17 protein-coding genes are annotated in these 20,163 nt (G+C 69.2%); 7 read left to right on the top strand and 10 right to left on the bottom strand.

Features of this window, described 5'->3' with window-relative positions:
* Positions 1-32: 32 nt before the first annotated feature.
* The 3 genes from ACZ1DY_RS11550 to ACZ1DY_RS11540 are packed head-to-tail and all read right to left on the bottom strand — an operon-like array spanning position 33 to position 2,276.
* Complete coding sequence (locus tag ACZ1DY_RS11550) at positions 33-776, bottom strand: SDR family NAD(P)-dependent oxidoreductase (RefSeq protein WP_465484319.1); 744 nt, start codon at positions 774-776, stop codon at positions 33-35.
* 13 nt (positions 777-789) lie between these two features.
* The gene (locus tag ACZ1DY_RS11545; RefSeq protein ID WP_321182988.1) at positions 790-918 is read right to left on the bottom strand and encodes an MFS transporter small subunit; all 129 of its coding nucleotides are present in this window, start codon (positions 916-918) and stop codon (positions 790-792) included.
* Positions 915-2,276 carry an L-lactate MFS transporter gene (locus ACZ1DY_RS11540; RefSeq protein ID WP_465484318.1) on the bottom strand — a complete coding sequence of 454 codons (1,362 nt, stop codon included), beginning with the start codon at positions 2,274-2,276 and terminating at the stop codon, positions 915-917. Before ACZ1DY_RS11540 ends, ACZ1DY_RS11545 begins: the two co-directional genes overlap by 4 nt.
* Positions 2,277-2,377: 101 nt before the next feature.
* Between ACZ1DY_RS11540 and fdhD the strand changes: the two genes are divergently transcribed.
* Positions 2,378-3,211: a formate dehydrogenase accessory sulfurtransferase FdhD gene (gene fdhD, locus ACZ1DY_RS11535; RefSeq protein ID WP_465484317.1), complete on the top strand. Its 834-nt coding sequence runs from the start codon at positions 2,378-2,380 to the stop codon at positions 3,209-3,211.
* Between the two features lie 386 nt (positions 3,212-3,597).
* Here fdhD and ACZ1DY_RS11530 read toward each other — a convergent pair whose 3' ends face one another.
* On the bottom strand, positions 3,598-5,031 hold the full coding sequence (locus ACZ1DY_RS11530; RefSeq protein ID WP_465484316.1) for a carotenoid oxygenase family protein: 1,434 nt from the start codon (positions 5,029-5,031) through the stop codon (positions 3,598-3,600).
* A gap of 72 nt (positions 5,032-5,103) precedes the next feature.
* On the opposite strand from ACZ1DY_RS11530, the gene ACZ1DY_RS11525 reads away from it, so the two are divergent.
* Both ACZ1DY_RS11525 and ACZ1DY_RS11520 read left to right on the top strand, forming a co-directional pair.
* Positions 5,104-5,802 carry a TetR/AcrR family transcriptional regulator gene (locus tag ACZ1DY_RS11525; protein ID WP_465484315.1) on the top strand — a complete coding sequence of 233 codons (699 nt, stop codon included), beginning with the start codon at positions 5,104-5,106 and terminating at the stop codon, positions 5,800-5,802.
* A gap of 126 nt (positions 5,803-5,928) precedes the next feature.
* A complete protein-coding gene (locus ACZ1DY_RS11520; protein ID WP_126729764.1) occupies positions 5,929-6,870 on the top strand; it encodes an alpha/beta hydrolase-fold protein in 942 nt (313 codons plus the stop codon).
* Between the two features lie 2 nt (positions 6,871-6,872).
* Here ACZ1DY_RS11520 and ACZ1DY_RS11515 read toward each other — a convergent pair whose 3' ends face one another.
* The 6 genes from ACZ1DY_RS11515 to tig form a co-directional block, all read right to left on the bottom strand.
* Positions 6,873-7,793: an anti-sigma factor RsbA family regulatory protein gene (locus tag ACZ1DY_RS11515; protein WP_465484314.1), complete on the bottom strand. Its 921-nt coding sequence runs from the start codon at positions 7,791-7,793 to the stop codon at positions 6,873-6,875.
* Between the two features lie 75 nt (positions 7,794-7,868).
* Positions 7,869-8,249, bottom strand: a complete 381-nt coding sequence (locus tag ACZ1DY_RS11510; RefSeq protein ID WP_465484313.1) for a hypothetical protein — start codon at positions 8,247-8,249, stop codon at positions 7,869-7,871.
* Positions 8,250-8,353: 104 nt separating this feature from the next.
* Positions 8,354-9,649 (bottom strand): ATP-dependent Clp protease ATP-binding subunit ClpX, encoded by a 1,296-nt coding sequence (gene clpX / locus ACZ1DY_RS11505; protein ID WP_257488325.1) that lies wholly within the window; start codon positions 9,647-9,649, stop codon positions 8,354-8,356.
* 218 nt (positions 9,650-9,867) lie between these two features.
* The gene (locus ACZ1DY_RS11500) at positions 9,868-10,539 is read right to left on the bottom strand and encodes an ATP-dependent Clp protease proteolytic subunit (protein WP_005158392.1); all 672 of its coding nucleotides are present in this window, start codon (positions 10,537-10,539) and stop codon (positions 9,868-9,870) included.
* Between the two features lie 27 nt (positions 10,540-10,566).
* Positions 10,567-11,169, bottom strand: a complete 603-nt coding sequence (locus tag ACZ1DY_RS11495) for a ClpP family protease (RefSeq protein WP_016332353.1) — start codon at positions 11,167-11,169, stop codon at positions 10,567-10,569.
* A 172-nt stretch (positions 11,170-11,341) separates the two neighbouring features.
* The gene (gene tig / locus ACZ1DY_RS11490; protein WP_125676316.1) at positions 11,342-12,712 is read right to left on the bottom strand and encodes a trigger factor; all 1,371 of its coding nucleotides are present in this window, start codon (positions 12,710-12,712) and stop codon (positions 11,342-11,344) included.
* A gap of 464 nt (positions 12,713-13,176) precedes the next feature.
* Here tig and ACZ1DY_RS11485 point away from each other — a divergent pair, with 464 nt between their 5' ends.
* From ACZ1DY_RS11485 to ACZ1DY_RS11470, 4 genes are all read left to right on the top strand, one after another.
* Entirely contained in the window at positions 13,177-15,189 is a 2,013-nt protein-coding gene (locus ACZ1DY_RS11485) for a fatty acid desaturase (RefSeq protein ID WP_465484312.1), read from the top strand.
* 267 nt (positions 15,190-15,456) lie between these two features.
* Positions 15,457-16,989 (top strand): sensor histidine kinase, encoded by a 1,533-nt coding sequence (locus ACZ1DY_RS11480; RefSeq protein WP_465484311.1) that lies wholly within the window; start codon positions 15,457-15,459, stop codon positions 16,987-16,989.
* Between the two features lie 4 nt (positions 16,990-16,993).
* Positions 16,994-18,841, top strand: coding sequence for an ArnT family glycosyltransferase (locus ACZ1DY_RS11475; protein WP_465484310.1), 1,848 nt, complete (start codon positions 16,994-16,996; stop codon positions 18,839-18,841).
* Positions 18,842-18,915: 74 nt separating this feature from the next.
* A complete protein-coding gene (locus tag ACZ1DY_RS11470; RefSeq protein WP_465484309.1) occupies positions 18,916-20,163 on the top strand; it encodes a bifunctional glycosyltransferase family 2/GtrA family protein in 1,248 nt (415 codons plus the stop codon).

Genomic DNA, 20,163 nt, shown 5'->3' with positions numbered 1-20,163 from the left:
GAAAGCCTTCAGCGCTGCATTCGTGATCCAGTTCACATCCGCAGATACGAGGCGCCGTTCAGATCGAGGATCGCGCCGGACGCCCACGCGGCCTCGGCGGAAGCGAGGTAGAGCACCGCGGCCGCGACCTCCTCCGGCGTGCCGACCCGGCCGAACGGGCTCTCGCCGCGCGCCCCTTCGACCTTCGCCGCGACCCGGTCCGTGGCGGTGAAGCCGGGCGCGACGGTGGTCACTGCGATCCCGTGCGGGCCGAGGGCGACCGAGAGCGATTGCCCGAGCGAGTGCACCGCGGCCTTGCTCGCGCCGTACGCGGGGAACTCGGGCTCGCCCTTGAAGGCGCCCCGCGAGCCGATGTTGACCACGCGGCCGGGCACGCCGCGCTCGATCATGTGCCGGGCCACGCAGTAGGTCACGTTCGCGGTGCCGAGCACGTTGACGTCGAGCATCCGCCGCCAGGCCCGCTGCCAGTCCTCATAGGACACTTCGGCGACCGGATGGGCCGACGACGCGGACGGCGCGAAGGCGGCGTTGTTCACCAGGACGTCGACCCCGCCCACCAGCGCCTCGGCCTCGTCGGCGACCCGCCGCGCCACCTCGGGATCCGAGAGGTCGCCCTGGACCAGGCCGTGCCCGGAACCGGGCAGTTCGCCGAGGGTCCGCTCGGCGTCCTCCCGCTTCGAGGCGTAGTGGACGGCGACACGGTCGCCCTTTTCCGCGAAGGCTCGGGCGATCGCACGGCCGATGCCGCGCGACGCCCCGGTGACCAGAACTCCCACGAGCCGACCTTACTCAGCCGCCGAAAAGCTGGACCACCTTGCGGAACAGTTCGTAGACACCGTAGGCGAACGGGAGCGCGACCCACAGCCAGGCGAAGACCATCAGCCCGGTGCGGCGGCGTTCGGGAGCCTGATCGGTCATCGGGCCTCACTCCTCGCGGGCTCGCCGGACGGCGCCGGCTCGTGGAACTTCGGGTTGACGGGGCGCACCAGTTCGTTGGCGACGAAGCCGACCACCAGCAGGCCGATCATGATGATCAGCGACGTCGAGTAGAGGTCGGGGCCGACCTTGCCCGCCGCCTTCTGGCTGTCGGCGATGGCGTTGACGATGAGCGGCCCGAGCACACCGGCCATCGACCACGCGGTCAGCAGCCTGCCGTGGATCGCGCCCACCTGGTAGGTGCCGAAAAGGTCCTTCAGATACGCCGGCACGGTCGCGAAACCGCCGCCGTAGAACGACAGGATCAGCATGGCGCACAGGACGAACACGAGCTTCGACGCGTTGGTGGTCAGCGCGATCACTAGGTACAGCAGGGCGCCGACGCCGAGGTACAGCCGGTAGATGTTCTTGCGCCCCACCAGGTCCGAAGTGGACGACCAGACGAACCGGCCGAGCATGTTGGTCAGTGAGAGCAACGCGACGAACCCGGCCGCGGCGGCGGTGCCGACCGGGGTCGAGGTCTCGCGGAAGAAGTCCGCGATCATCGGCGACGCCTTCTCCAGGATGCCGATGCCCGCGGTCACGTTGAAGCACAGGACCACCCAGAGCAGCCAGAACTGCGGCGTCCTGATGGCGTTGCGCGCCGACACGTTCGCGGTGGTGATCATCGCGTTGCCGTGGTCGGTCTTGGGTTCCCAGCCCGCCGGCTTCCAGCCGTCGGCGGGAACGCGGACCAGCAGGATGCCGAGGGTCATGAAGACCGCGTAGACCAGGCCGTGCACGAGGAAGGCCGTCGCGACGGTCCCGATGGACCACGGCGCCGCGCCCAGCATCTGTGAAGACCACGGGGAGGCGATCAGCGCACCGCCGCCGAAGCCCATGATGGCGATCCCGGTGGCCATCCCCGGCCGGTCCGGGAACCATTTGATCAGCGTCGACACCGGCGAGATGTAGCCGATCCCGAGCCCGATGCCGCCGATCCCGCCCCAGCCGAGGACGACGAGCCAGTACTGCGACGTCGCCACGCCGAGCGCGGACAGCAGGAAACCCGAGCTGAAACAGACCATCGAGACGAACATCGCCCAGCGCGGCCCGTTGCGTTCGACCAGCGTCCCGCCGAACGCCGCCGACAGCCCTAGCATCACGATGCCGAGCTGGAACGGCAGCGCGCTCTCCGTGCCGCTGAGCCCGAGGGTCTTCTCCAGCGGCGGTTTGAAGACGCTCCACGCGTACGCCTGCCCGATCGACAGGTGGACGGCGAGCGCGGCGGGCGGCACCAGCCAGCGGCTCCAGCCCGGCGATGCGACGATGCGGGAACGGTCCAGGAAGCCGACAGCCATCCGGCGCCTCCGTACTCTGAGGATGTGCACTGGGAATGTATTACTTAATTCCCGACGTTGCAGTATCCGAGTGTCGAATAACCGGTCAGAAGGGTGGACAAGTGGGCAGGGTGACAGTGCGGCGTCCGGTGCGGAAGATCTCCGCGACCAAGGACGTGCGGCGGCCCGACGTGCTCGCGGCCGAAGAACCGCTGGAGATCCGTGTCGGCGGCAAGGCACTCGCGGTCACCATGCGGACGCCCGGCAACGACGTGGAGCTGGCGCACGGGTTCCTGCTGTCGGAGGGTGTGCTCACCTCGCGTGAGGACGTCGCGGTCGCGCGGTACTGCGACGGCGTCGACGACCAGGGCCGCAACACCTACAACGTCCTGGACATCGCGCTGGCCGAAGGGGTCGCTCCGCCGGAGACCGGTGTCGAGCGGAACTTCTACACCACGTCCTCGTGCGGTGTCTGCGGCAAGGCCGCGCTCGACGCGGTGAAGCTGAAAAGCCGGTTTTCGCCGGAGAAGTCCGAGTTCACGGTGAGCACCGACGTGCTGGCGAAGCTCCCGGACACGCTTCGCGCACACCAGAAGGTGTTCTCCAGCACGGGCGGGCTGCACGCGGCCGCCCTGTTCGACGGAGACGGGAACCTCGCCGTCGTCCGCGAGGACGTCGGCAGGCACAACGCCGTCGACAAGGTGCTCGGCTGGGCGCTGCAGGAGGGCCGGATCCCCGCGGCGGACGTCGGGCTCCTGGTGTCCGGCCGCGCCTCGTTCGAACTGGTGCAGAAGGCCGCCATGGCCGGGATCGGGCTGCTGGCGGCGGTCTCCGCGCCGTCGTCGCTGGCCGCGGAACTGGCCGACGAGAACGGCATGACCCTCATCGGTTTCCTGCGCGGCGACAGCATGAACCTCTACAGCGGGGAACAGCGGGTGCTCGGCCTCGGGGGCTGAAGGACGCTTTGGGACCAGCCGTGTGTTCGTACGGACGACACGCGTGATCGGACGGACGGCTCGCGGCCGTGGTCGTGTCGTCCGCCGGATCACGCGTGTCGTCCACCTGATCACGCGTGTCGTCCAAACGAGACCCGGCCCACTCGGTACCGGGGTTTCGTGTCCTGCTGGGTGCTGGACTTGGCCGGGGAGTTGCGAAAGCCACTTTCGCAACGTTGAAGGTTGCGAAAGTGGCTTTCGCAACGTCGGCCTTGGCCCGGTCCGGCGCCGCGCCGGCGACCGTGTCGCGAAAGCCACTTTGGCGACGTCTGATGTCCCGAAAGTGGCTTTCGCGACACCACCTCCACAACCTGGCTAGAACCGTCGTCGCCACTCACGAGAGCCCTCTACTCGGCGGCCACCCAGTTGCCGTGGAAGCCGTTCGGCACCCGGTCCGGCAGGTGCACGGCACCGACGGTCTCCAGCGTCCCCGCGTCCAAAATGGTCAGATCGCTCTTCTGCGTCGCGGCGTCGTAGACGAAACCCATCAGCACACCTTCGTCCTCCCCCGCGTCCACAGAGGACGGCACGAAGACGAATTCCCCCACCTGGCTGCCCGCGCCGAATTCCCGCGAAGCGACCGAACGGTTCCACAGGTCGTGTTTGAGCAGCGACCCCGAGGACGCCGATCCGTCCTTTGTGGACACCGAGTAGCCGAAGCGGTGCCGCCGCCCCACCAGACGCTCGTCGACGCGCGGGAACTCCTGCCCCTGGTCGTCGAGGCGTTCCTCGACGACCTTGCCGGCACTCAGGTCGATCGTCCAGCGGTCCAGGGTCGGCGGCCCCTCGGCGGGCCCGAGCAGTTCGGTGTCGAACATCTTCGGGTGGCGGACGACGTCCAGCACGATGTCGTCGCCGTCGTCGTAGGCGTTCATCGGGTGGAAGACGTAGCACGGCTCGATCTCGAACCAGCGGACGTCGCCGTTGCCGCCGTCGCGCGGCATGACCCCGATCCGCGCCGGGTACTTCGGGTTCCAGCGGTACGGCAGGCCCGCGTTGCCCGAGATCCGCTGACGCAGCTTCGCCCCGAAGGGATCCGGCACCTTCACCTTGCCCACCAGCGCGGACATCACGAGCCGCGCGGGCGTGCGCAGGACCGACGGGACGGAGGCCGCGACGGCCTGGTCGCTGTCGAAGGCGACCGGGAGGTCGTAGAACACGACGTGCTTCTCGGTCAGGGAGAAGTCGTGCATCATCGGCGAACCGGTGACCTCGACGTCGACCGTGCGGCGCGCCCGGCCATTGACGTCGATCACCGAGTACTGGACCTTGTTGCCCGAGCCGAAGAAGTACGACACGGCGTGCAGCTCACCGGTCTCCGGATCGCGCTTCGGGTGTGCGGTGTAACCGCCGGGAAGCGTGCCGTCGAAGTCGCAGGCGCCGACGGTGTCGAGTTCGTCGGTCAGCTCGAAGCTGGTGGCGCCGCCCTCGATCAGCGCGAGCGTTTTGCCCGCGTGGCCGATCACGTTCGTGTTGGCCCCCAGGCCGGCGGCCACCCCTCCTTCCCAGCGTTCGCCCAGCTCCGCGGACAACCGCGGGTTGCGCACCCAGCGGTTGCGGTACCACTCGGCGCGGCCGTCCCGCAGCCGGACGCCGTGCACCATGCCGTCGCCCATGAACCAGTGGTAGGTCGCCGGGTCCACTTCGGACAGCGGGTTCGGCCCGTTCCGGAGGTAGCGGCCGTCCAGGTACTCCGGGATGTGCCCGGTGACGCTCAGTTCGGTGATCGTGTGCTCACGGCTGACCGGGGCGAAGTTGCCCTCGAGGAACTTGTTGCCCATCACTGGCCCCCTACCGGCGGAATAACGATGTTATGCATTCATTTATAACAGGGTTATGGGATACTGGCAAGCATGGCATCGAAACCCTCCGCCGCCGAGGTCAAGGCCAAGCTGATCGAGGCGGCGATCCGGCTGCTCTCGGACGGCGGCCCGGAGGCGCTCCAGGCCCGCAAGCTGGCGGCCGAGATCGGTGCGTCGACCATGGCCGTGTACACCCACTTCGGCGGGATGGGCGCCTTGGTGAACGAGGTCGCGCGCGAGGGCTTCCGGCGGCTGTCGGCGAATCTGGGCGAGGTCGAGGAGACCAACGACCCGGTCGCCGACATCCTCACCCTGGCGCTGGCCTACCGGCGGACCGTGGTGGACAACCCACAGCTCTACGCGGTCACCTTCGGCCAGAGCCAGCCCAGTGGGCAGAAGGCGGCGCTGGGCGACATGACCAAGGAGGAGACCCGCCAGAACGCCAGCGAAGAGGGCATCGAGGCCTTCGGCTATCTCGTCCGCGCCGCGAAACGGGTGATCGACGCAGGACGGTTCCGTCCCACCCCCGAATTCGAGGTCGCCGCCCAGCTCTGGAGCGCCGTGCACGGCTACATCACGCTGGAGGTCGCCGGGCATTTCGGCGACGGCGAGAATGGTGTGGACCACATCCTGATTCCCCTGGCCACCGCGATCGGCGTGGGTCTCGGCGACACTTACGAGGCGGCGACGCGGTCCGCGCGGGTCTCGATCGAGGCGTGGCGCGCGAAAGAGGGAAACATCGGCACCTGATCCGGCGATACCCCGGTCACAGGTCGGTGAATCGTGCAACCTTCGAGCGGAAACGCGCGTCTGACCTGGTGGAAACCCTCGGCCGGAAAGAAACCGCGGGGGAATGGGGAGCGGGAACGGGGATCGGTGAACGAGGACGACCAGGGGCACACGACGCTGCCGGGGGTGGACGGCGCCCGCCGGTGGCTGAGCCGTCGGTCCGTGCTGATCGCGGGCGCCTCCGGTCTCGGAGTCGCCGGGCTCGCCGCCGGAACGGCCACCGGAGCCCTGCCGTTCAGCGAAGCGCTCCAGCGGGCGCTCGGTGTCGCGTCGCCGACGCCGGCCACGCAGCTGGGCAGCCCCCGCGTCGAACGCGTCTACTCCGAAGCCCGCGGCCGCGAGGTCGATCTCGTGCTCATGCTGCCGACCAAGGCCCCGCCCAAGGGCCTGCCGATGTCGCTGATGCTGCACGGCCTCCACGGCACCGCGCGCCACGCGGCCCCCACCGGGCTGCTCAAGCAGCTCGGCAGCGAGGTCGCCCGCAAGGCGGTGCCGCCGTTCGGGTTCGTCGCCGTCGACGGCGGTGACCACTACTGGCACGAGAACCAGCCCGGGGACAACCCGATGGCGATGCTGCTCGAAGAGGTCCCCCGCTGGCTGGCCGCCCGCGGCCTCGGCGGCCGGGACGGGCAGCCGTTCGCCGCCACGGGGCTTTCGATGGGCGGCTTCGGCGCGCTGCTGTACACCCGGCGCCGTCTGGAACGCCGTCGTCCGCCCGCCGCGGTCGCGGCGCTCGCGCCCGCGCTGATCACGTCGTGGGCCGAGATGAGCAAACGGCGCGCGTTCCGCGACGCCGCCGACTGGGGTTCGCTGGATCCGTTGCGCCACATCCATGTCACCAAGAGCGTGCCGACCGGTATCTGGTGCGGGACCGAAGACCCGTTCATCGGCGGGGTGCGGAAGTTCATCTCCGAAGCGCGGCCAACGGTCGCGCACACCGCGCGCGGCAAGCACGGCGACACGTTCAACCGCACGGTCGTGCCGAGCCTGATCGCGTTCCTCGGCAAGCACGTCCCGAAGCACGCTTGAGCTCAGACGCGGAAGTAGATCCTGGTCACGGTCGAACCCGGCCTGAGGTACTGCCGGACCAGATCGGCGACCTGGTTCACCAGTACCAGGCCGCGTCCGCCCAGCTGTCCCGGCGATGCGGGACGGCGGCCCGCCAGCGGATCGCTCAAGGTGCCTTCGTCGACGACCTCGCAGAGCACGTGGCCCTCTTCGCGCCAGACCCGCACGACACCGTGCCCGGAACCGTGCAGCACGCTGTTGGCGGACAGTTCCGCCACGGCGAGCACGAGATCCTCCACCCGTTCCCTGGCGAGCCCGCTCTCTTCGGCCCGGACCTGCGCGAACCGGCGCACCGCGGCGAGCGTGCCGAGGTCGAAGCGGAACGCGTCGGCCGACCGCGGCTCGGGCAGCGGCAGGTTGTACTTCTCGACGACCGCGTCGGGCGCGTAGCCCGGGCTCGGGCGATCCCCGTCGGCGCCGGAAAGGGTGGGGTGGGTCCGCTCCGCGTCGGCGAGGACGTCGTCTTCGAGCCGGGTGCGGTCGTACGGGCACAGGATGCTGAGGTCGCGGTCGCCGAAGGCGAAGTTGATCAGTGCCTCGTGCTGCGCGCACGCCGGGTACTCGACGGCCGAACGGCCCGCCCAGATCGGCTCGCCGATGATCCGGACCGGCCCCGGCCGGTTGTCCGCGAACGCGAGCAGCACACCGGGGAGGATGCGGCCCGGATTCCGGCCGGCTTCGCTCATGTCGATGAGCTCGACCTCGGCGGCGGACTCCCCCAGCGCCGCTTCGATCAGGGCCAGATTCCGGCCCGGCACGGCCACCGCCACGGGCTCGTCGTGCTTCAACCCCTCCAGGATGTACGGAATCGTACCGTCCAGGTACTCGGTGTCACCGGAGTAGAGCAGGCCCACGTGGGAGAAGGGCCCAGCGGTGACTGTCACGGACTCGTCTTACCCCGTCCAGGGGATTCTGAAACCCTGCTAACGGAGGGAAATCCGGAAATGTGTGCGGGGCGATCAGCCGAGCCAGCGTCCCGCCATCGAGATCAGCCAGAATCCGGCGAGCGTCGCACCGGTGAACAGCCCGGTCCAGGCGACGAGCGACTGGTTCGCCTCCGCGCTCCGCGCCCCCTTGATCCGGATGAGCGCGTACGCCGAAACGGCGAAGAACGGCAGCGGGATCAGCGGCAGTGGCGACAGGCGGACGACCCCGGCCACCAGGCAGGTGCCCACCAGCACGCCCAGCGCGATCGTCAGCGCGCGCGGGATCCACGGATGCCCGCGGTAGGCCCCGACGACGATGCGTTCGGTGAGCTCGACGAGTCCCCTGACCTCGCGTGGACTCGCGGCTGCCAGCTCGGGAGCCTCGTTCTCGTCCTTCGTGGGAGTCAGCGGCACCTTCTCATCCTATCCCGGTCCGGTCACCGGCCGGACCGGGCCGGAGAAACCGATGCCCCGGCCGGAGGGATCCGGCCGGGGCATCGATGGCAAAAGTGCGTTCGCTAGGCGGACTTCTCGCCGCGTTCGCTGCTGCGACGGCGTGACGGCTGACGTGCCACGATCGTCGGGTTCACGTTCTCGCGGACGGTCTGCTCGGTGATGACGACCTTCGCGACGTCGTCGCGGCTGGGGATGTCGTACATGACCGGCTGCAGGACCTCTTCCATGATCGCGCGCAGGCCGCGGGCGCCGGTGCCGCGGAGCACGGCCTGGTCGGCGATGGCCTCGAGCGCGGTCTTGGTGAACTCCAGCTCGACGTTGTCCATCTCGAAGAGCTTCTTGTACTGCTTCACCAGCGCGTTGCGCGGCGTGGTCAGGATGCTGACCAGCGACTCCTTGTCGAGGTGGGTCACCGTCGCGACGACCGGGAGACGGCCGATGAACTCCGGGATCAGCCCGAACTTGATCAGGTCCTCCGGCATGGTGTCGGAGAAGATGTCGCTCTCGTCGATCTCGGCCTTGGTGCGGATCTCCGCGCCGAAACCGAGGCCGCGCTTGCCGACCCGCTCGTTGATGATCTTCTCCAGCCCGGCGAACGCGCCGGCCACGATGAACAGCACGTTCGTCGTGTCGATCTGGATGAACTCCTGGTGCGGGTGCTTGCGGCCGCCCTGCGGCGGCACCGACGCGGTGGTGCCCTCGAGGATCTTCAGCAGCGCCTGCTGCACGCCTTCGCCGGACACGTCGCGGGTGATCGACGGGTTCTCCGACTTCCGGGCGATCTTGTCGACCTCGTCGATGTAGATGATGCCCGTCTCGGCGCGCTTGACGTCGTAGTCCGCCGCCTGGATCAGCTTGAGCAGGATGTTCTCGACGTCCTCGCCCACGTACCCGGCTTCGGTGAGCGCCGTGGCGTCCGCGATCGCGAACGGGACGTTCAGCATCTTCGCCAGGGTCTGGGCCAGGTAGGTCTTGCCGCAGCCCGTCGGCCCGAGCATCAGGATGTTGGACTTCGCCAGCTCGACGGTCTCGTCCTTGGAATCCTTCGGCCCGGCCTTGTCGTCGGACTGCACACGCTTGTAGTGGTTGTACACCGCCACGGCCAGCGATCGCTTCGCGTCGTCCTGGCCGATGATGTACTGCTCGAGGAACTCGTGGATCTCGGCGGGTTTGGGCAGCTCGTCGAGCTTGACCTCACCGGCCTCGGCCAGTTCCTCTTCGATGATCTCGTTGCAGAGATCGATGCACTCATCGCAGATGTAGACCCCGGGGCCGGCAATGAGCTTCTTCACCTGCTTCTGGCTCTTGCCGCAGAAAGAACATTTCAGCAGGTCGCCGCCGTCACCGATCCGTGCCATGGCCGTTGACCTCGTCCCCTCCGGCGCGATACGCGCCTGACTGTCTTACCGCCCCGGTCACGGATGACCGCTCGGAGCCTCACACACTGCCACTGACGGTACCCGCCCGATGCCGTCGGCGGGAGAACCAACGTCACATCTGAGCACGCCAGAAGCTGACCATAGACCAGGGATCCGGTGCGTGTCGTCTCCCGACACGCACCGGTCCCCTCCCACGATCAGCTGCTCGAAGCCTTGCGGTACTCGAGCACCTCGTCGACGATCCCGTACGCCTTGGCCTCGTCGGCCGTCAGGATCTTGTCGCGCTCGATGTCCTTCTTGACCTCGTCGGCGTCCTTGTTCGTGTGCTTCGCCAGGATGACCTCCATCTGGCGCCGCACCCGCTGGATCTCGTTGGCCTGGATCTCCAGGTCCGAGACCTGCCCGTAGGTGCCCTCGGTGGCGGGCTGGTGGATCAGCACGCGCGAGTTCGGCAGGGTGAACCGCTTGCCGGGGGTGCCCGCGGCCAGCAGCACCGCGGCGGCCGAAGCGGCCTGGCCGATGCACATCGTGACGATGTCGGGGCGGACGTACTGCATCGTGTCGTAGATCGCCATCAGCGCGGTGAAGGAACCACCGGGCGAGTTGATCAGGATCATGATGTCGCGGTCCGGGTCCTCGTGCTCGAGGTGCAGCAGCTGGACCATGACGTCGTTCGCCGACGCGTCGTCGATCTGCACGCCGAGCATGATCTGACGCTCTTCGTACAGCTTGTTGTACGGGTTCGATTCCTTGATGCCGTAGCTCGTGCGCTCGACGTACGAGGGCAGGACGTACCGCGATTGCGGCAGCTGGAGCCGCGACTGCATCCCGGGCGCCTGCGACCCGTTCGGAAGCTGGAAGTTGCTCATTGGATTCTCCTGTGTGCGAGGCGCGGATCAGCTGTTGGGAAGCGGGTTCTCACGAGTGAGGACCTGGTCCACGAAGCCGTAGTCCTTCGCCTCCTGCGCGGTGAACCAGCGGTCGCGGTCGCCGTCCTTGACGATCTGCTCGACCGTCTGGCCGGTCTGCTCGGCGGTGATCCGGGCCAGCTCCTGCTTCCACTTGCCGAACACCTCGGCCTGGATGGCGATGTCGGAGGCCGTGCCGCCGACACCCGCCGAGGGCTGGTGCATGAGGATGCGCGCGTGCTGCAGCGCGTACCGCTTGCCGGGCGTGCCGGACGAGAGCAGGAACTGCCCCATCGACGCGGCGAGGCCCATCGCGTAGGTCGCGACGTCCGGGCGGATCAGCTGCATGGTGTCGTAGATCGCGAAACCCGCGGTGACCGAGCCACCGGGCGAGTTGATGTAGAAGCGGATGTCCGACTCGGAGTCGTCTGCGTCGAGCAGCAACAACTGGGCGGTGATCCGGTTGGCGACCTCGTCGTTGACCTCGGAGCCGAGGACGACGATGCGCTCCTGGAGCAACCGCTCGAAGACCGAGTCGGTGAGGTTGAGCCCTGCGGTACCGGTCCGCGCCTGGGGCGTGTGCTGCGTCACGTCATGCCTGCCTTTTCGCCGACGGCGGCGGGTGGAACGTTCGCCGCCGCGTATGTCCAGATGCTTGAGGATCTTGCAACCGACCCTAACGAACTTGGGCGGTGCAGAATGCCTGACACCGCCCAAGTTCGCTTACAGCTTTACGGTCCGTTTCGAGCGGACCGGATATTCCCTACTCGGCCGCAGTCTTCGCGGGTTCCTCGGTGACCTGCGTCTCCTCGGCTGCGGGGCCGAAGAGCTCTTCGAGGTCGACCGTGGCACCGGAGGCGTCGGTCACGGTGGTCTTGCGGACCACCGAGGCCAGCGCCTTGCCGCGACGGACGTCGGCGTAGATCGCGGTCAGCTGACCGGACTGCTGCGCCCGCTGGACGTACTCGTCCGGGCTGACGCCGAAGCGCTGCGCCTGGTAGATGATGCGCTCGGTGAGCTCGCCGTCGTTGACCGACGTCTGCTCGGCGTCGGCGATGCTGTCCAGCAGCAGCTGCGTGCGGACCGCCTTCTCCGACTCCTCGCGGACCTCGGTGTCGAACTCCTCGATCGTGCGGCCTTCGGCCTCGAGCGCCTTCGCGAACTGCGCCTCGTCGTGGTCGAAGGGGTGGATCGCGTCGTGCTTGCGGTTCTCGATCTCGGCCTCGAGGACCTTCTCCGGGATCGCGACCTCGGTGCGCTCGAGCAGTTCCTCGAGGACCTTGTCGCGGGCCTGGACGCCCTGCTGCATCTTCTTGACGCGGCCGAGGCGCTCGCGAAGGTCGGCCTTCAGCTCGTCGATCGTGTCGAACTCGCTCGCCATCTGGGCGAACTCGTCGTCCGCCTCGGGCAGCTCGCGCTGCTTGATGGTCTGCACGGTGACGGTGACGTCGGCGTCCTTGCCGGTGTGCTCGCCGGCGACCAGCTTCGTGGTGAAGGTCTTGGTCTCGCCCGCGTTCGCGCCGATGATCGCCTCGTCGATGCCGTCGACGAGCTGGCCGGAGCCGATCTCGTAGGACAGGCCGGTGGTCGAGGCCTCCTCGACCTCCTGGCCGTCGACGGTGGCCGCGAGGTCGATCGAGACGAAGTCGCCGTTCTCGGCCGGGCGGTCGACACCGGTGAGCGTGCCGAACCGGGCGCGCAGCTCGTCGAGCTGCTCGTCGACCTCGGCGTCGGTCAGTTCGACGTCGTCGACGCTGACCGAGAAGCCCTCGAGGTCGGGCAGCGAGATCTCCGGGCGGATGTCGACTTCGGCGGTGAACTCGAGGACCTCACGGTCCTCCAGCTTGGTCACCTCGAACTCGGGCTGGCCCAGCGTGCGGACCTCGCCCGCGCGCACGGCCTCCATGTACTTGGCCGGAATGACCTCGTTGACGACCTCGTCGAGCACCGGGGCTCGCCCGATCCGGCTTTCCAGCACGCGAGCCGGCGCCTTGCCCGGGCGGAAGCCGGGGATGCGCACCTGCTGGGCGATCTTGCGGTAGGCGCGGTCGAAGTTCGGCTTGAGCTCGTCGAACGGCACCTCGACATTGATCTTGACTCGCGTCGGGCTGAGCTGCTCGACGGTGCTCTTCAACGTATTCTCCTCGAGCGGTAAACGATGTGTTTGAGCATCCGCATGTCGTCGACGGCGGATGTGCCCTGGTCACCTTGCAGACCGGGCCGTCCGAGTCTAGGCCGTGTCGCTCACCGGTCCGGTCCCGGGGCCACCACCGCCGCCACCACCCCGTCCTCATCCGCCGCTCACGGGTTTCGAAGGACGTCGCAGCAACCACCGGCCGACCACCCGATCGGACCAGTTTTCGGTTCTTCTCTGTTACGAACCGGCCCTTTCCTGGACACGGATGCGTGCCACGATTCACCATCGGGCGCCGTGACGAGGCGTTTCGGCGATCGGATGAAGTTTACAAACCAATACTAATTGTCTACGGTGTGACAGCTTGTCCCGGTAGCATCGACCGAGGGGAACGATCGATGACCGTCGCCGTAACCCGGTCCGGGGACACGGGGGAATCGTCCGAGAGAAGACCGAGACGCGGTGTGCCCAACCCGCGTCTCCCGCTGCCGGTGGTCTCGGTGCCGACGGTGCTGCTGTTCGTCGGCGGCGCCATGGTCTGGACGGGTGCCACCTGGCTGGTCGTCAACGAGGCCGCGCCGCTCTGGGTGACCATTCCCCTGCACGCGCTCGTCACCTTCACCATGTTCACCGTGCTGCACGAGTCGACGCACCACGCGGCCGGACAGCTCACCTGGGTCAACGAACTGCTCGGCAGGATCGCGATGCCGTTCGTGGCGGTCTACGGCTCCTTCCCCCTGGTGCGCTACATCCATCTGGAGCACCACCGCAACACCAACGAGGACGCCCACACCGATCCCGACGCCTGGACCGCGCACGGCCCCTGGTGGCAACTGCCGCTGCGCTGGCTGACCATCGACTTCTGGTACGCCCGCTTCTACGTGGCACGGCAGCGCACGCGGCCGCCGTCGGAGCGGGCCGAGACCGCGGCCGCCGTCACGCTGAGCCTCGCCGCGTTCGCCTGGCTGACGGTGAGCGGCCACGGCTGGGAACTGCTGATGGTCTACCTGATCCCGCAGCGCGTCGGGCTGGCCGTGCTGGCCTGGTGGTTCGACTGGCTGCCGCATCACGACCTCGGCGCGCAGCGGCAGAACCGGTTCGGCGCCACGCGCGTCCGCGTCGGGCTCGAATGGCTGATGACGCCGATCATGCTGTGCCAGAACTACCACCTGGTGCACCACCTCCACCCCGCGATCCCGTTCTACCGCTACCTGCGCACGTGGCGGGACAACCGCGACGCGTACCTCGCCAGGGACGTCCCGATCGCCACCCCGTGGGGCCGCGAGCTGACGTCGTCGGAGTACCGCGAATGGCGTCAGCTCACCGATTCCTTCGACGAGGAACCGCCCGCGCCCCAGCCCCGGCAGCCGAGCCGGTTCCACTCGCTGCGGGTCGCCGAGGTCCGGCCGCTGTGCGAGGGCGCCGTCACCGTGACGTTCGACGTCCCGGAACGGCTGCGGGAGACCTTCCGGTTCACCCCCGGCCAGCATCTCGTCATCCGCGCGGAGGTCGACGGGGAAGAGGTGCGGCGCGCCTACTCGATCTGTTCGACGCCGGACTCCGGCGTGCTGCGGATCGCGATCAAGCATCAGCTCGGCGGCGCGTTCTCGACGTTCGCCACCACGGAACTCGCGGCGGGTGACGCGCTGGACGTCCTGCCGCCGGACGGGGAGTTCACGCTGACCCCGGCGCGGAGCCGCGCCGGCCGCTACGTCGCGCTCGCCGCGGGCAGCGGGATCACGCCGATCCTCTCGATCCTCACCGCGACCTTGCAGGACGAGCCGAACAGCAAGGCGACCCTCCTCTACATCAACACCTCCGGTGCCAGCACGATGTTCGCCGGCGAACTCGCCGCCCTCGCCGCGAGGCTGGGCGGGCGGCTGCACGTGGTGCACTACCGCACGGACGAACGCGACCCGGATCTACGCACGCAACGGCTCGAGAGGCCGTTCGACATCGTCGGGGAGGCGCTCGCCATCTCGCACGAGCGCTACCAGCGCGGCCGTCTGGACGGCACCCGTCTCCGCGCGTTGCTGCAGTCGCGGCTGCACCCGGCGAAGGTGGACGAGTGGTTCCTGTGCGGCCCGCGCGACCTCGTCGACATGGCCCGCCGGACCCTCGCGGACCGCGACGTCCCCGAGGAGAACGTCCACTTCGAACTGTTCCAGGGCGCGCTGCCCGTCCGCCCCTCGCGGCGGCCGGGCTCGACGCTGACGGTGACCGCGGGCGGGAAGACCGCCGAAATCCCCGCGACGGTGGGCGAAACCGTGCTCAGCGCCGCGCTCCGGCACGGCGTCGACGCGCCGTACGCGTGCGTCGGCGGGGCCTGCGGCACCTGCCGGGCGACGGTGGTGCGGGGCAGCGCGCGGATGGACGTGCACTACGCGCTCGGGGACGACGAGGTCGCGGCGGGGCGGATCCTGACCTGCCGGGCGGTGGCCACCTCCCCCGAACTGGCCGTGGACTACGACCGCTGACCCGTCCCGCGACTTCGACCGTCACCTTCCCTAGTACATGAAGGGGTCCTTCATTGCGCCTAGCGCTGTGAAGGACCCCTTCATGTACTTCCGACCGACCAAAGGCGTGTCGCGAAAGCCACTTTCGGGACGTCTGATGTCCCGAAAGTGGCTTTCGCGCCAAGGAATGCACGCCCGAGGCAGTGAAGGCCTCCCGCCGCCCAGGCACACAGCGGGCTCACAGGCGGGACACAACGCGCGCATACGACCGCGGCGCACGCTCGGGTCATGGCACCCGGTCCGGTCCCGACCACCGGCCCGCGCCGGTGGTTCCGGCCCGGGCGGCTTTCCCTGCGCGCCAAGCTGACCGGCTCGATGGTGCTGCTGCTCACCTTCGTCTGCCTGGTGATCGGCGTCTCCGGCGAGATAGCCCTGCGGTCGTTCCTCACCCGCCAGATCGACGACCAGCTCTCCGCCGCGTCGGCCCGCGCCCACGACTTCGCGAGCCGGCCGCCGGAGGACGGTCTCGGTCCCAATCCGCTCAACGCGCCCGGCCAGGCCTCCGGGACGCTGAGCGTGCGCGTGTCCGGCGACCGCGTGCTCTACGCGGGAGTCCTCACCGTGCAAGGACTTCCGCAAGGGCTGTCGGCCGAGCAGGAGTCCGGCCTGTTCTCGATCCCGGCGGACCGGCCGCCGATGACGCTGACGATCGGCGGGCTGGGCGACTACCGCGTGCAGGCCGTCTCGATTCCCGGCGGCGTGGTCGTCACCGGGCTTCCGCTCCGGCCGGTGCAGGACACCTTGACCACCGTCCGGTGGATCCTGTTCGGGGTCGCGGCGGCGGGGGTCACCGGCGCCGGGTTCCTCGGCGCGTTCGCGGTCCGGCGCACGCTGCGGCCGCTCGACCGGGTCGCGGCGACCGCGGGCCGGGTGTCGGCGATGCGGCTCGATCGCGGCCAGGTCGCGCTTTCGGTGCGGGTGCCCGAGATCGACACCGATCCGCGGACCGAGGTCGGCCAGGTCGGTTCGGCGCTGAACCTCATGCTCGGGCATATCGCACGGGCGCTCGAAGCCCGGCACGCCAGCGAGACCCGGGTCCGCCGGTTCGTCGCCGACGCGAGCCACGAGCTCCGCACCCCGCTCGCGGCGATCCGCGGGTACGCCGAACTCGCGGGCCGCGGCAGCGCGCTGGCGCCGCCGGAGATCGCCCATTCGATGGCGCGGATCCAGTCCGAGGCCGCGCGGATGACGACCCTGGTCGAGGACCTTCTGCTCCTGGCGAGGCTCGACGCGGGCCGCCCGCTCGAAACGGGCGAAGTCGATCTGACCCGCCTGGCCGCGGATGCGGTCGGCGACGCACATGTCGCCGGTCCGGAGCACCATTGGGAACTGCGGCTCCCGCCGGTTCCCGTGCTCGTCCGCGGTGACGTCCAGCGCCTGCATCAGGTTTTGGCGAACCTGCTGTCCAACGCGCGCACGCACACCCCGCCGGGCACCACGGTGATCACCGCGCTGACCCACTCGCACGGCGGGGCCGCGGTGCTCACCGTCACCGACGACGGGCCCGGTATCGCTCCCGACCTCCTGCCGAGCGTGTTCGAGCGGTTCGCTCGCGGCGACTCCTCCCGGTCCCGGACGGCGGGCAGCACCGGGCTCGGGATGGCGATCGCGTCGGCCATCGTCGTGGCGCACCACGGCACGATCGAGGTGCACAGCCGTCCGGGACACACCGAGTTCGCCGTCCATCTGCCGGTGATCGGATCCTCACAGCGGGTGCACAGCTTCGGCACAACCACACCCCAGGTCGGCCCCCGACGCTGAGCCCATGACCCTCCTCGCCTCCCGCGACGAAGCCGATCGAACCGCCCCCTCCGCCCGGGACCGACCGGCCGATCCGCGCTGGGTCCGGCCGTCCGTGGCCGCGCTGCTGCTCGCGACCGCCGTCCTGTATCTCTGGAATCTCGGGGAATCCGGCTGGGCCAACGCTTTCTACTCCGCGGCCGCGCAGGCCGGTTCGCTGAGCTGGAAGGCGTTGTTCTTCGGTTCCAGTGACGCCGCGAACGCGATCACGGTCGACAAGACACCGGCCGCGTTGTGGGTGATGAGCCTTTCCGCGCGCTTGTTCGGCGTCGACGCGTGGAGTGTCCTCGTGCCGCAGGCGTTGATGGGCGTCGGTTCGGTGGCGTTGCTGTTCGCCGCGGTGCGCCGGACTTCCGGTCCGGCCGCGGGATTGCTGGCGGGCACCGTCCTCGCGCTCACCCCGGCCGCCGCGCTGATGTTCCGGTTCAACAATCCCGACGCGCTGCTCGTCCTGCTCCTGACCGCGGGCGCCTACTGCGTCGTCCGCGCGCTGGAGAACGCGAGCCCGCGCTGGCTGGCCTTGGCCGGGGTCGCCGTCGGATTCGGCTTCCTCGCCAAGATGCTGCAGGCGTTCCTGGTGCTGCCCGCGTTCGGGCTCGCCTACCTGATCGCCGCTCCGACGACGGTGGGCCGCCGCCTGCTGCACCTGCTCGGCGCCTTGGGCGCGACCCTCCTGTCGGCAGGCTGGTACCTCGCCGTCGTCGCGCTGTGGCCGGCCGCCGACCGGCCGTACATCGGTGGCTCGCAGGAGAACAGCCTGTGGGAACTGGCTTTCGGCTACAACGGCCTCGGCCGCATCACCGGCGACGAAGTCGGCAGTGTCGGCGGAAACCCCAACGGCGGCTGGGGTGGCACAGGCTGGGATCGGTTGTTCGGCAATGAGATGGCGGGCGGGATCGCGTGGCTGTTTCCGGCCGCCGTCGTCGCGCTGGCCGCCGGGCTATGGTTCACCCGCCGCGCCCCGCGCACCGATCGCGGGCGGGCGGCGCTGATCGTCTGGGGTGGCTGGTTCCTGGTGACCGCCCTGGTGTTCAGCTACATGAGCGGGATCATCCACGCCTACTACACGATCGCGCTCGCCCCGGCGATCGCCGCGCTCATCGGGATCGCGGGCACCCGGTTGTGGCGCGCACGAGGGAATCCGGCCGCCGCGGGCACCTTGAGCGCGGGAGTCGGCTTGACCGGGTTGACGGCGTACCTCCTGCTGTCCCGGCGATCCGACTGGCTTCCCGGGTTGTCGATCGCGATCCTCGTGGCCGGTCTGCTGTGCGCGTTCCTGCTGTTCTTCGCCTCGCGATTGCCCGGCGCGGCAAGGCGCCTGCTCGCGGCAGGCACACTGGTCACCGTTCTCGCGGGCACCGGCGCGTACACGGTCGCGACGGCCGCCACCCCGCACTCCGGCGCGCTTCCCTCCGCCGGGCCGGATCTTGGCCGGGGCATGCGGATGGGCGGCGGCGGACTGCTCGGGACGAGCCTGCCCGGAGACGAACTCGCCGCCCTGATCCGGCAGGACAGTGCCGGGTACACCTGGGCGGCGGCGACCGTGGGCTCCAACAACGCGGCGGGGTATCAGCTCGGCAGCGGCGCCCCGGTGATGGCCGTCGGCGGGTTCAACGGCACGGATCCGGCCCCCACGCTGGAACGATTCCAGGAGTACGTCCGAAATGGACAGATCCACTACTTCCTCGGCGAAGGAATGATGATGCGCGGAGAAAGCGGCAGCGACGCCGCCGAGCGGATCGCCGCCTGGGTCGCGGACACCTTCACACCGACCACTGTGGACGGTGTCACCGTCTACGACCTGAGCCGGTGATTCCCGTGACAGGACACAGCGACAGCACAGCTCGGACACAAGGCGACCTCAGCGCGATGACCGAGATTGACACCATGACAACCGCGATCCTCTCCGACCCCGGCCACCGCCCCGCCATCGCCCCGGACGGCTCCCCCGTGCTTGACGTCGTCATCCCTGTCTACAACGAGGAAACCGACCTCGAACCGTGCGTCCGGCGATTGCGCGCGCACCTCGTGGAGCAGTTCCCGTACCCGTTTCGGATCACCGTCGCCGACAACGCCAGCACGGACGGCACCCTGCGGGTCGCCGAACGGCTGAGCCGCGAATTCGACGACGTCGAAGTCCGCCACCTCGACGAAAAGGGCCGCGGCCGCGCGCTGCGCTCGGTCTGGTCCACTTCGGACGCTCCGGTGCTCGCGTACATGGACGTCGACCTCTCGACCGATCTGGCCGCGCTCGGACCGCTCGTCGCGCCGCTGCTGTCCGGTCACTCCGACCTCGCCATCGGCAGCAGGCTCGCCCGCGGCGCACGGGTGGTGCGCGGGCCGAAACGGGAGTTCATCTCCCGCTGCTATAACCTGATCCTGCGCGGCACGCTGGCGGCGAGGTTCAGCGACGCGCAGTGCGGCTTCAAGGCCATCCGCGCCGACGTCGCCGAGCGGCTGCTCCCCCACATCCAGGACACCGGCTGGTTCTTCGACACCGAACTGCTCGTCCTGGCGCAGAAGGCCGGGCTGCGGATCCACGAGGTCCCCGTCGACTGGGTGGACGACCCGGACTCGTCGGTGAACATCATCGCCACCGCGACCGCCGATCTCAAAGGGATCGCGCGGCTGGCCAAGGCGACGATGACGGGGCGGATCCCGATCAGCGGCCTGCGCGAACAACTCGGCCGCGCACCGATCCAGGTACAGGCGCCGGGTGTGGCGCCGAGCCTGGTGCGGCAGCTGGTGCGGTTCGCCGCCGTCGGCGTCGCCAGCACCATCGCCTACCTCGTGCTCTTCCTGCTGCTGCGGACGTTCACCGGCGCGCAGGCGGCGAATCTCGTCGCGCTGCTGGTGACCGCGATCGGCAACACCGCGCTCAACCGGCGGCTGACGTTCGGCATCCGCGGCCGGGAAGGCGCCGGGCTGCACCAGTTCCAGGGTCTCATCGTGTTCGGCCTCGGGCTCGCGCTCACCAGTGGCGCGCTGGCGCTGCTGCACACGATGACGGCTCCCGGCCTGCCGCTCGAGATCACCGCGCTCGTGCTCGCGAACCTCGCGGCCACCGTCCTGCGCTTCCTGCTGCTGCGCGGCTGGGTGTTCCGCCGCCGCCCCGCCACCGAGATGGAGAGCTGA

It is taken from the genome of Amycolatopsis sp. PSD-21 (assembly GCF_055561455.1).
The sequence above is the reverse complement of the archived record's forward strand: the minus strand, read 5'-3'. Positions and strand labels throughout refer to the sequence as shown.